This window comes from Bradyrhizobium sp. WSM1253 (assembly GCF_000244935.1).
Classification (GTDB): domain Bacteria; phylum Pseudomonadota; class Alphaproteobacteria; order Rhizobiales; family Xanthobacteraceae; genus Bradyrhizobium; species Bradyrhizobium canariense.
Map to the genome: position 1 here is coordinate 1,242,575 of NZ_JH600073.1, position 12,371 is coordinate 1,254,945.

The window sequence follows — 12,371 nt, forward strand, 5'->3', positions numbered from 1 at the left end:
TTGTTTCCTGCTTAAATTTGCGACGAGCTCATGAGTGCGAACCAGCTGATAACGTTCGACGTGATGTACCATCTCGTTGCCACACGGCAGCTTTGACACGAGAACGAATTACGGCTCTTAACCGAGCAAGAATATTGACATAGCAATAGATCAACAATCCCGGCCACAGGCGTAGTTCCCTGAATAGTCGAATGAGCGTTCGATCGTTGGTTTCGCTTCTGTTCACCGAGAGCTCGGGGAAGCGACGGGTGATTTCAAGTACCCCGGCGTAGGTGCGACTTCTGACAGCGATAAGCTGCGGGATTGTGCGCGCGGGAAATACCGTCGATTTGACGTGAGAGAGCGTCTCGCGTTCCTCCGCTTTAAATTGAAGGCGAACATAGATGTCATCAGCAATGACGTCTGGAAACTGCCCGAACCTCCTGCGCCCCGCCTCGGATAAGAAGTAGACGCCGGAACCACCGATCCCTTCGCGCGAGGAAGGCAGCCGCGATCGAATCCCGTAGTACTCGCGGACGAGCCGGGAACAGTCCGTCAGATCGATATCAGCCGTTGGCGCTACCGCCAAAACGTCACCCTTCTCCAGGCGCCGTGCGAGAGCTTGAATGGCATCGAGGGTAATAACAATATCGGCATCAGCGTACATCCGCGGAAATGCGCCCGAGACCTGATCGCCGATGTTAAGGGCGTGTGTTTTTCTTGCGGTATCGGTTTCGACAACCTGGACAGTTGAACCGAAGCGGCGAGCGACGTTCGCGGTGTCGTCCGTACACCCGTTACAAACAACGACCACGCCGATTTGGTCAGAGGCCAGATTGCTGACCCATTGGCCCAACAGCCGAGCAATTACAGAACTCTCGTTGTGAGCTGGGACGATGATCGAGATCATTGCTGGCCTGGTCGGAATGGATCAGATGTGAGGCAGCAGGTGCAGCAAGCCTCTTGGCTGCTTTTCGCTCGGTCCGTAACATCGAAGAGAGCACATGCCGCCAACCCACGAACGTTTAAATCAGCCGCACATTTAAATCAACGATAAATCAGACTGCTCTGCATATTAATATCAACCGCGCAGTGGAGAGTAGCTTCCGAACACGCGCACGAACCCGCCGACGCCGACGACTGCTGCGAAAACCGAGATTCAGTTAGAGCTAAAGGTCAAATGTTACCGGTCCGAAGCATAATTCCCACGGGAATAGCCCCGTTCCGAAATTATTTTATAATTAGGCAGAATAATAAAATTAAATATGGCTTTCCGGTTTGCTACGATATACTTTTAGCGCGTCGATTTTGAAAGAGACGGGTGAGTGCCTGATGAATATACCCACTTTGCACGATTTGAATGCTCTTTCACAAGGCACAGTCAATCATCGCTCCTCAGAGCGACTTGGCCACTCGGCGAGCAACCCCGCGGCGGGCGCGTCCAGTCCGGAACGCGACAAGCCCCCCTCCCCATTCGCCTTCTCATCGAATTCGAGGTCTGATTTCACCTAAACTCAGATGAGACGCTGCCAACATACATAGAGAGAAATGGTACTCGAGATGTCAAATGGATCTGTCGGCGTCGGCGTTATTGGATATGGCTACTGGGGACCAAACCTCGTCCGCAATTTTGCGTCTCATCCCAAGGTGCACCTGGTCGGCCTCAGTGACCTCGACTCGAAGAAGCTTGAGACTGGCAAACGCCTGTATCCAAGCATAATAACGACATCCTCTTATCACGATCTTCTCAGGAACCCAGCCGTTGATGCAATCGCCATCGCAACGCCGGTTCATACTCACTATGAACTTGCCCTGTCGGCCCTCAAGGCCGGCAAGCACGTGCTGGTGGAAAAGCCGTTTGCACAAAGTTCGGATCAGGCCCGGCGTCTGATCGATGAGGCGGCCGAGCGCGGTCTAACGCTGATGGTCGACCATACCTTTCTCTACACACCCGCCGTGCAGAAGATCCGCGAGCTCTTGCTCAAGCAGGAGCTTGGCAACGTCTATTACTACGACAGCATCCGCTCGAGCCTCGGTCTATTCCAAAGCGACGTCAACGTGATCTGGGACTTGGCCGTGCACGACCTTTCGATCATCCACTATATTTTGGATGAAGAGCCCGTCGCGGTTTCAGCTACTGGGTCATGCCATGTGGTCGGCTCTCCGGAAAACATGGCCCACATCACTTTGTTTTTCGATAGCGCATGCGTGGCCCACGTGAGCGTCAACTGGCTCTCGCCGATCAAGGTCCGCCAGACGTTCATCGGAGGCAGCAAGAAGATGATCGTCTATGACGATCTTGAACCGACCGAAAAGATCAAAGTGTATGATAAGGGTATCACCGTCGACGGGCCCTCCGACAATGCCCATCAACTGCGGATCGGATATCGAGCTGGCGATATGTGGGCGCCTCACGTCTCTCCCAATGAAGCGCTTCAGATCGAAGTCGACCACTTTGTCGATTGTGTGCGTAGCGGCGCGGCGCCGATTTCGTGCGGCATGTCTGGACTGCGGGTGATCGAGGTCCTGGAGGCTGCATCGCGCTCGATCGCCGAGCACGGCAAACCGGTCCTGCTGAAACGGCAGCAGCCCGGGATCCGGGCGCAGACGAGAGCGACGGCCTGAACTCTTTGGCGGACGACGTTCTACTCCGCCAGCAACGCGACGGTCTGCGATGAATTCGGTACAACGTTCCATCCTGTTTTCGGCGGCCGATCGCTATGGCAGCCTTGCGCTGTTCTTTGTCGCCACCGCGGTTCTGTCTCGCCTGCTGTCGCCGGCGGAATTCGGTATCTATGCGGTCGTCAATGCCGTCACCACGGTAATCGGGGCATCCTTTCAGGAGTTCGGGGGCGGAAATTATCTGATTCAGAAGCGCGAATTGTCTACAGAGAACGTTCGCGCAGCTTTCACCATCACGCTCGGGATCTCACTAGCGATTGCGCTTCTCCTGTTTGTTCTTGCGGGCGCGCTCTCAGATCTTTTCGCCGAGGCCAATCTCAAGAGAGGCATCGAGATATCGGCGCTGAATTTTCTGCTGATACCGTTTTCCGGGACAATTTCTGCTTTGCTGCGCCGAGACATGAAATTCGGTACGTTAGCCATTTGCAACTTCGCAGCCGGTGTGGCGGTTGCTCTGGTCTCGATCGGACTCGCACTGGTGGGATTCAGCTACATGGCCCCGGTCTGGGGTGGCCTCGCAGGAAGCGTGATTCTGGCCCTGGCGTTGCTTGCTGGTCATCGTGACTTTGACGCACTGCGTCCCTCGCTCGTCGAATACCGCGAAATCGTCGGCTTCGGCCTTTATTCCAGCGGGGTCAGCATCATCAACGTCTTCTACAATCTCGCCCCCCAGCTGTTCCTTGCAAGAATTCTCGACTTTGCGTCCGTCGGTCTGTATAGCCGCGCGATCAACTTGACCCAGGTTTTTGACAGGCTGGTCACGCAAGTATTGAACCCCGTCGTCATGCCGGCGCTTGTCGCGAAGCGCCAAGCCGGGGAGGACCTGAAGACCGTTTACCTTAAGTCGATTGAGCTGCTCTCCGCCGCGCAATGGCCATTCCTGATATTCGTGGCGATTATGGCGCGCCCGATCATCGCGATCTGGCTCGGCCAGACTTGGCTGGAGATCGTGCCGCTCGTACGCTTGCTCTGCATCGCAAACATGGCGCTCTTTGCGGCATGCTTGAGCTATCCGGTACTTGTGGCGGTTGGAAGCGTCCGGGACGCATTGATCTCCTCTTTCATCTCGCTGCCGCCGTCGCTTCTCCTAATTCTAGGCGCGTCCTTCTTCGGTGTGCAGGCTGTAGCCGCATCCGCACTTTTGACGTTGCCGTTCCAGGCTGCGGTCGCAGTTTATTTTATTGGGCGGCACCTAAGCTTCGGGCTGAAGGATCTAGCCCGGGCGCTGATGAAGAGCGGTCTCGTCACAGCGGCGACGGCTTTCGGCGTAGCCTGTTGCGCGGTGCTGACGGAAGCGGGAATGCTGCCATCTCTTGCCAGTCTCGTGTTGGCACTGTGTGCTGCGGCGGTTTGCTGGTGGCTGGGGCTGCTACTGACTGGCCACCCGCTGCTGCATCAACTTCATCTCGCTGCAGCGGGGCTGATCCGCATTGCGCCAAAACTGCGACCATCGCGCTCGGCGCTGTAACAGTGTTCTGGCTATTTGGGAGGCGGCGATGCCCATTGAAGACGTAAAGCTCGGCAGCGACGTGAAGATCTTCCATCCCGATCTGGTCAACCTCTATGGCTGCACGATCGGCGACGAGACCAGGATCGGGACTTTCGTCGAGATCCAGATCGGGGCAGCGATCGGTGCACGTTGCAAAATATCCTCGCATAGCTTCGTCTGCGAAGGCGTCACGATCGAGGACGAGGTCTTCGTCGGGCACGGCGTCATGTTCACCAATGACAAATATCCTAGGGCGACCACGGCGGAGGGCCGGCCTCAGGGGGCGGCCGATTGGACAGTGCAGCACACCCATGTTGGCAAGGGAGCATCGATTGGATCGAACGCGACGGTCTTGTGCGGAGTGACCGTAGGTGCCGGCGCTATCATCGGCGCTGGCGCGGTCGTGACGATGGATGTCCCGCCGGGCGCGATTGTCGCCGGGGTACCAGCCCGGGTCATTTCGACTCTGAATGGCTCCACGAGCGCCAGCAGTTCCGCTTAATCCTTTATAGCCTTTTTCATTGTTTTTTCCTTTGAATTGGTTTAATAAGAATAATGCACTTTAAATGTTATTAAATACACAGCAAAAAGGTTCGTAACTTGATACCTTTCTTGGATTTGAAAGCCCAGTACCGTCAGATCAAGCCTGAAATTGATGCCGCTGTGGCGCGGGCCATCGGGAGTGCGCAATTTGTGCTCGGTCCGGAGGTTGCTGCTTTCGAAGAACGCTTTGCGGATTATTGCAAGGTCGCTCATTGCCATGCGGTAAACAGCGGCACTTCGGCCCTCCATCTTGCGCTGCTCGCAGCCGGTATCGGACCGGGCGACGAGGTCATCACTGTCTCGATGACGTTCGTCGCGACGACCGCCGCAATTCTCTACAGCGGGGCCAAACCGGTTTTCGTCGACGTTGATCCAGTGACATGGACGATGAATCCGGCCTCCATCGAAGCCGCGATCACGCCGCGGACGAAGGCGATCCTGCCGGTTCATCTTCACGGACTGATGGCGGACATGGATCCGATCATGTCGATTGCTCGACGGCATGGTCTCCTTGTCATCGAAGACGCCGCGCAGGCGCATGGCGCCGAATACAAGGGGCGCCGCGCTGGTTCGATCGGCGATCTGGGCTGCTTCAGCTTCTATCCAGGCAAGAATCTCGGCGCGTTTGGCGAAGGCGGGGCAGTCCTGACGGATCGGCCCGATCTTGCGCGTCGCGTCTCACTGCTGCGCGACTGGGGCCAAGAGACCAAATACAATCATGTCATCGCCGGCTATAACTACCGCATGGACGGCATTCAGGGCGCGGTGCTGAATGTCAAGATGGACTACATTGAAGCTTGGACAGAGGCGCGCCGGTCAATCGCCGCAGAGTACGATCGGTTGCTGTCGAGTCTTTCACCCGCTCGTCCTCTGCCGCCTTGGTACAGCCGCCATGTCTATCACGTTTATGCCGTCAGGCTGTCGCGCCGCGATGAAGCACTGAGCGCCCTGCACGGCGCCGGTATTGGCGCCGCTATCCATTATCCCGTTCCGGTGCATCTGCAGAAAGCATACGCGGAGCTCGGCTATGGTCTGGGCGATCTTCCCGTTACCGAGAGGCTTGCGAACGAGTTCCTCTCGCTCCCCATTTATCCGGAGCTGTTGCCGGAGCAGGTGGCCGAAATCGTTTCCAAGCTGAAGACGGTGTCGCCCCTGGGGTTCGCCCGGCCGATTGACGGCGAACGGGACGAAATTCTGGCAAGGCCCAACAACAGGAGGGCAAGTTGATCGATCTCAAGGGCAAACGCATTCTGGTCACTGGCGGTGCGGGATTTATCGGCTCCCATATCACTGACCTGTTGTGCGACGAGGGCTGCATCGAAATCGTCGCTCTCGACAATATGGTCAGAGGTCGGCCGGAGAATCTCCGCCGGGCGCTGGGACGCGGGCCGGTGCGGCTGGTCCAGGGCGACATACGCGATGGCAAGCTGATGGGCGCGCTGGTCAAGGCGGCCGATATTGTATTTCACCAGGCTGCACTGCGCATCACGCACTGCGCCAGCGAGCCCCGTCTGGCCAAGGAAGTCATGGTGGATGCCACGTTCGACCTGCTTGAACTCTGTATCAAGCATGACGTCGAGAAGGTGATCGCCGCCTCCTCGGCGTCTGTCTATGGCATGGCGGAGGAGTTTCCCACGACGGAGCGGCAGAATCCGTACGAGAACCGAACTCTTTACGGCGCCGCAAAGGCCTTCAACGAAGGGCTGCTGCGCGCGTGCAACGACATGTACGGCCTTGACTATGTGGCGTTCCGCTATTTCAACGTCTATGGTAGCCGCATGGACATTCACGGGCGCTACACCGAGGTGCTGATCCGCTGGATGGAGCGGCTCGAAGCCGGTCTGCCACCGGTTATCTTCGGTGAGGGCCGCCATACCATGGATTTCGTGCATGTCCGCGACGTCGCCCGCGCCAATATTCTCGCGGCGAGGGCAAAGGTGACGGACGAGGTGTTCAACGTGGGCAGCGGCACCGAGACGAGCTTGGTGCAGCTCGCTCAAGCCCTCGCGTCGGTGATGGGACGACAAGGAATAGGCTTGGAGTTCGCGCCAGAGCGTTCGATCAATCCGGTGCCGCGTCGGCTCGCGTCGACCGGAAAGGCGGAGCGCTTGCTGGGATTTCGGGCGACCACTACGCTTGAGCAGGGCCTGGCGGAGCTCGTAAAATGGTGGCGCGCCGAACGCGGAACCACTGCCGTCAGTCCGCGACAGTTGGCTGCATCGTGATTCCGATCGCAATGCCGCTCCTGGCCGATGAAGAGGCCGACGCGGCGCGCGCCGCCGTCCTGTCCGGCTGGGTGTCGCAAGGTCCGCAAGTCTCCGCCTTCGAACACGAATTCGCCACTCTGGTCGGCGCTCCCTTCGCATGCGCCGTATCAAATTGCACGACAGCCCTGCAGGTGGCGCTGGCGGCGCTCGACATCGGCCCCGGCGACGAGGTGATCACACCGAGCCATTCGTTCATTGCAACGGCCAACTCCGTTCGGTACCAGGGCGCCACCCCTGTCTTTGTGGATATTGACCCGGAGACCTACAACATCGATGCCGCCCGCGCGACGGAAGCCATTACGCCGCGCACGCGCGCGATCATCACGGTTCATCAAATGGGCATGCCGTGCGATCTGGCGGCGCTTACGGTCCTCGCGGATCGGCATGGCGTCCCACTGATCGAAGATGCCGCCTGTGCCGCCGGAAGCCAGATTCAGGTCAATGGAGACTGGGAGCGGATTGGCAAGCCGCACGGCCGCATCGCCTGCTTCTCCTTTCACCCGCGCAAAGTGATCACGACTGGCGAGGGCGGGATGCTCACCACCGCAGATCCAGAGCTTGACCGCAGGTTCCGGCTGCTGCGCCAACACGGCATGAGCGTTCCCGATACGGTACGGCATGACTCGCCCCGCATCATTTTCGAAGACTATCTCGTCGTGGGGTACAATTACCGGATGACCGACATCCAGGCGGCGGTTGGGCGCAAACAGCTCGAGCGGCTTTCGGAGCTGGTGACGCGACGCCGCGCCGTCGCTGCCAGATACGCCGAGCTACTTGGGAGTTTCGAGGGGCTGCGGCTCCCCGCAGAGCCCGAGTGGGCCAGGTCCAACTGGCAGAGCTATTGCGTGCGTCTGCCGAATAGGCTGGATCAGAAAGCGCTGATGCAGACACTGCTCGATCGAGGTATTGCGACACGCCGTGGCATCATGTGCGCACACCGCGAAACGGCCTATACGGCCGAGAAACCGCGTCATAAGCTGCACCAATCGGAGCTTGCGCAGGATCATTCGATCCTACTCCCGATCTACGCGCAAATGACCGAGGACGATGTGATTTATGTGGCCGACGCTCTCAGAACGGTCCTACGCCGATGATCGCTGCTCATTCCCAGGATTTATCGGGGGCTGTTATTAAACTCTGCTCAAACTTGGTTGAGTTCTTCCAACACGCATTCCCGCGCGAGCGCTTGGATCTGAGCCACTGGCGCAAGCGACTCGGCGAGAAGCTGCTGGCCGATAGCCTGCGGGTGGCGCACGAGGCCGGCGCGCTCCGCAGCCAAGACCCGGGTCACGGGCGATACCACGGTGCAGCCGAAGGCCATCACCTTTCCGACCGATGATGCCAAGCTCTTGTCATACGCTGCGGGACGCCATCGACCGCACGGCTGTGCGATCGAGCGGGCCTATGTCGACAAAGGATACCGCGGCCATGACCCGCACAACCCGCATCGTATCTTCATCTCCGGCCAGAAGCGCAGGGTCTTCGGTATCATCATGCGCGAGCTGCGCCGCCGCTCCGCCATCGAGCCCGTCATCGGTCACCTGAAGTCGGAAGGTCACCTCGGCCGTTGCTATCTCGCGCCGGCGATGCCGCTAACGTCATTCTCTCCGCCATCGGCCATAATTTCCGACCGATCGTCGCCTGACCAAGCACTCTTTCGCGCTTCTTCCTGACCACCCTCATCGCTGCCATCAGTGACCGCTCACTGCTCAAATCGGTTTCCTAACGGACGACTGGTTATTCAGGCAACACGCGAGATGAAGGCGACGCGATGAGACAAGTCATAAACTTGCGGACAAACCCCTTAACCGATCAACGGCGGGTCGAATCAGTTCCCATCGACGCAGACCAAGCCGCCGCTTGCAAGCGAGAGACCACCAACGACGCGATCTTCCAACCCGAGGATCAAGGTCTAACGCGAGATCAGAAAGGCGTGCTGAGAGTTCAATGTTCCCTTCATTGAAGGCGCGGCTCGCGCAGCCGATCGCGTCGAGCGCTAGTTGTCTGGTCAACCAGATGCAAAGGTAATGAATATTTGGAATCACCGCACTGCAAGCACTCAGGAAATGGTCGAACGCCGCTTTCCGTTGGAGGAGATCTTCTTCGGGCGAGTACCCGTGTGACATATTGGTTGGATGCCGGCGATATACGGCCTGAATCTCATCGATGAAGCCGACGTCACCGTGCGCGGCGAACCGCAGCCACATCTCCATATCGCCGCTGTGAGTTAATTCCGATAAATATCCGCCAATTTTCTTCTGCAAGCTCGTTCTGACCACTACGCTTGGCGCCAGCACGATGTTTCTCGCGCGACCGAGCTTAATAAACTCTAGTCCGGGCAATACGCGCGTTCCACGACGTAACTCCGACGCAACTGCCAAGGGTCGCATCTTACCGTCTTCAAGCGCAATCGCTCCACCAAACGTGAAACCGACGGACGAGTGACAATCCATAAATTCCGCCGCCCTTTGAAGTGCACCCGGCGCCAGAAAATCGTCCGCAGACAGGAGAGCCATGTACTCGGCTGATGCCCAGGCGATGCCTTCATTGTAGGTCGCGATGTGACCTCGATTCGAGGCATGTCTGCGAAAACTGACACGCGAATCAGCCCGAACCAAAGCCCCCGCTACTTCCGCCGTGTCATCTGGCGAAGCGTCATCGATAATTAGCACCCGTAAGGTGGGCCCCGATTGCGTTAGAATGCTCTCGACGCATTCCCGCAGGAAGCGCCCGTAGAGATAACAGGGAACAACTACGTCTACGGAACTCATGAACTATGCTTCTCCGCGAGACACACTTCGCTATCGTGACTGTCCCAGACCCTCAGAAACGATTTATAAAATACCTTTTACTTCATTATCAACCTATATTATCATTTGAATCGCCTTTTAAATAAAGGACGTTTTTTTGCTAACGAAATTCCGAGTAAAGATGATCTTGCGCGCCGAGCTCAATCAATCTCAATCAATCAGTATCGAAATTGCTCTTTTGGAGCACAGCTTAAAAAATAAGAGGGCATGACCAGTTCCAGCCAGAGCGACTTTTCTTCTCGCGGACGCGTAGCGCTGTGGGCGCAACGAAATTCGTGGCGCCTACCGCGCGCCGTAAGACGTGCGGCAAAAGAATTGATGATCCGCGGCGAATTGGCTCGGGCAGACGACGGGCTTATCGATGATTGGGCGAAGCCGCTCGTGCCATACGATAGCGAGGCCGAGCCAAGCGCTCCGGACGAGCCACCCTCAATTCCAACCGGTGCATTGTTGTCTTCGGCTGAACGCCACGTGCCATCCGACTGCGTGCATTGCCTGATTGTTACTCCAGTGCTCGACGCCGGAGGCATTGATGAATTCGTCGCCTTTCTAGCGCGACGACTCCCCGCGTTGGCATTCCGCGTTACTGTGATGTGCGCGAATACAACCTCGCCATCCTACGTTGGACAATTGTCCGAAACGTTGCAGAAGGAGGGAACGACTGTTCTCGTAACATCGCCGATCGATGGTTGTCGGTGGTTGCGCGCGAACCGTCCAGATGTCATCAGTGCGCATGATCCCCCTATGTGGATCTTGGAAGCGGCGGCGGATGCCCGCATTCCCGTTGTCGAGACGCTGCACGGGATTCCAACTCCCATAAGTACCGACTGGAAACATGAGAGTCGGAGGTCGAAATTCATCACATCTTTTGTCGCAGTCAGCGATTTCGTCAGACGACAGTACCTTGCAGGCAACCCTTCTTTTCCGGGCCACGCGATTACCACCATCCCCAACGCGTTTAACGACACGCATCGCCCTCTTGGAGATCGCTCAAGAGCTCGGGCTTGGCTAGGCCTTAAAGAGGAGTTTCTTTTCCTCACCCTTGGTCGTCATACTGTGCAGAAGAATTCATATGGCTTGGTAGATGCGTTCGCCGAGGTGGCAAGGATCAATCCAAACGTGCATCTGCTGATAGCCGGTCGCTTGGACGACGTCATGTACACGCGTCAGGTTTGTGTACTCCGTGACAAGTTGCCTAGTAGAGCCCGGATTCACCTTAGGCATTCATTTGCGAATCCCTCTACCTTGCTCGCCGCCGCCGACTCTTTTGTTCTGAATTCATTCTTCGAGGGATGGTCGCTTGCCTGCATGGAAGCACTAAGCGCGGGTCTACCTGTCGTCATAAGCGAGGTGGGTGGCGCCCGCGAGCAGGTTGGCACAGACGGAAGTCGAGGTTTTGTGGTCGCCAATCCTCTCGGCAGTCCCGAAAAAGCGAATTGGGAGACTGCGGGCCTCATGCGATTTCGGCCGCAGCCGAACAAATCTGAGCTAGTTTGCGCGATGAACGCTATCGTCGCACACCGACACGAATGGTCAGCGATACGCTGCCGCTTGTCCGACAGTTTCAACGAGCAATTCAACGCAAACTCTTGCGCGAAACGTCATGCTGAGGTCCTCCTACATGCGACGTTGCCAGTTTGCTCCACGAAGAATTGAGAACGCCAAGAGAGCAGCACGGCAGCTGGTTTAACGCACGTCCCCCGTCTTCCCCCCAGCTCCCTGCTCTCGCAGGACGCGATAATTTGTTCTTTCGTAAACCAACCCCGCTTCACAGATGAAGCATTGCTCCATCCTTGGACGATCTTGGGGCTAAGGCAAGCTGCATTGTCGGCCGCGTCAAGAATGCGTAATATCATTCAAGTCGCCATCAATGTTGATCTCGAAATGGGCAGTCTGGAGTGACTAAGGAAATGGACTATTACCACTGGATTCGACGTGACATTGAGCCGCTTTTGCCGAAGCAATCTACCAGTATACTTGAGGTCGGAGCCGGGGCCGGCGCCACGCTAAGATGGCTGAAGGAGTTTTACCCAAAGGCAGAAACCACTGCGGTCGAGATAAATCCAGCCTTGTTGGATGAGTTGATGCTGAATGCGGACTTGGCGATCATTGGTCCCGTTGATCAAATCTTCGCACAGCTCAAGAGCTACGACCTCATCCTTTTGCTTGATGTTCTCGAACATCTTCCTGATCCACGCGCGACCCTTCAAAATCTAGCAAAGGTACTAAATCCGGGAGGCCGAGTGATCGTTTCAGTTCCTAATATAGCTCATTTTAGCGTTTCTATACCCCTTCTGCTGCGACGTCGCTTCGACTATCGGGAGGCGGGCATTTTGGATCGCACTCACCTTAAATTTTTCGTGGAAGATACGGCCATTAGGCTTCTCAACGACGCACACCTGAATGTCACAGATGCCCTTATCTGCGGAATGGAGCGAAGAGGGAAGATCTTCAATTCTCTCAGCTTCGGCTTATTGCAGCATTATCTGGCGAGGCAATATCTGATGCTCGGTCAGTTGAGCGATCGCGATTTCGTACAACAAAAAATTCAATGGAAGGTGGCTGACTGACGGTGACGGGCAGCGCAAGAGAAACTACCGC

General features: G+C 56.9%; 9 protein-coding genes and 2 pseudogenes. 9 read left to right on the forward strand and 2 right to left on the reverse strand.

Annotated features, from left to right (window positions below; all coding sequences use genetic code 11):
• Positions 1–28 precede the first annotated feature (28 nt).
• Positions 29–889, reverse strand: a complete 861-nt coding sequence (locus tag BRA1253DRAFT_RS07870) for a glycosyltransferase (protein ID WP_007592845.1) — start codon at positions 887–889, stop codon at positions 29–31.
• A gap of 638 nt (positions 890–1,527) precedes the next feature.
• Here BRA1253DRAFT_RS07870 and BRA1253DRAFT_RS07875 point away from each other — a divergent pair.
• The 7 genes and pseudogenes from BRA1253DRAFT_RS07875 to BRA1253DRAFT_RS07905 all read left to right on the forward strand — a co-directional run.
• A complete protein-coding gene (locus BRA1253DRAFT_RS07875; RefSeq protein ID WP_007592847.1) occupies positions 1,528–2,604 on the forward strand; it encodes a Gfo/Idh/MocA family protein in 1,077 nt (358 codons plus the stop codon).
• A 49-nt stretch (positions 2,605–2,653) separates the two neighbouring features.
• Positions 2,654–4,129 (forward strand): oligosaccharide flippase family protein, encoded by a 1,476-nt coding sequence (locus BRA1253DRAFT_RS07880; protein ID WP_007592848.1) that lies wholly within the window; start codon positions 2,654–2,656, stop codon positions 4,127–4,129.
• A 247-nt stretch (positions 4,130–4,376) separates the two neighbouring features.
• Positions 4,377–4,607, forward strand: a pseudogene (locus BRA1253DRAFT_RS46155) (DapH/DapD/GlmU-related protein); the annotation flags it as partial.
• 143 nt (positions 4,608–4,750) lie between these two features.
• Positions 4,751–5,920 (forward strand): DegT/DnrJ/EryC1/StrS aminotransferase family protein, encoded by a 1,170-nt coding sequence (locus BRA1253DRAFT_RS07890; RefSeq protein WP_007592850.1) that lies wholly within the window; start codon positions 4,751–4,753, stop codon positions 5,918–5,920.
• On the forward strand, positions 5,917–6,918 hold the full coding sequence (locus BRA1253DRAFT_RS07895; protein ID WP_007592851.1) for an NAD-dependent epimerase/dehydratase family protein: 1,002 nt from the start codon (positions 5,917–5,919) through the stop codon (positions 6,916–6,918). Before BRA1253DRAFT_RS07890 ends, BRA1253DRAFT_RS07895 begins: the two co-directional genes overlap by 4 nt.
• Positions 6,858–8,054, forward strand: coding sequence for a DegT/DnrJ/EryC1/StrS aminotransferase family protein (locus BRA1253DRAFT_RS07900; RefSeq protein WP_007592853.1), 1,197 nt, complete (start codon positions 6,858–6,860; stop codon positions 8,052–8,054). The genes BRA1253DRAFT_RS07895 and BRA1253DRAFT_RS07900 overlap by 61 nt, the downstream gene beginning before the upstream one ends.
• Before the next feature lie 59 nt (positions 8,055–8,113).
• Positions 8,114–8,602, forward strand: a pseudogene (locus BRA1253DRAFT_RS07905) (IS5/IS1182 family transposase); the annotation flags it as partial.
• 139 nt (positions 8,603–8,741) lie between these two features.
• On the opposite strand, the gene BRA1253DRAFT_RS41235 reads toward BRA1253DRAFT_RS07905, so the two are convergent.
• The gene (locus BRA1253DRAFT_RS41235; RefSeq protein WP_007592857.1) at positions 8,742–9,731 is read right to left on the reverse strand and encodes a glycosyltransferase family 2 protein; all 990 of its coding nucleotides are present in this window, start codon (positions 9,729–9,731) and stop codon (positions 8,742–8,744) included.
• A gap of 246 nt (positions 9,732–9,977) precedes the next feature.
• Here BRA1253DRAFT_RS41235 and BRA1253DRAFT_RS07910 point away from each other — a divergent pair, with 246 nt between their 5' ends.
• Positions 9,978–11,426 (forward strand): glycosyltransferase family 4 protein, encoded by a 1,449-nt coding sequence (locus BRA1253DRAFT_RS07910; RefSeq protein WP_007592859.1) that lies wholly within the window; start codon positions 9,978–9,980, stop codon positions 11,424–11,426.
• A 254-nt stretch (positions 11,427–11,680) separates the two neighbouring features.
• Positions 11,681–12,340, forward strand: coding sequence for a bifunctional 2-polyprenyl-6-hydroxyphenol methylase/3-demethylubiquinol 3-O-methyltransferase UbiG (locus BRA1253DRAFT_RS07915; RefSeq protein WP_035992998.1), 660 nt, complete (start codon positions 11,681–11,683; stop codon positions 12,338–12,340).
• Positions 12,341–12,371 lie beyond the last annotated feature (31 nt).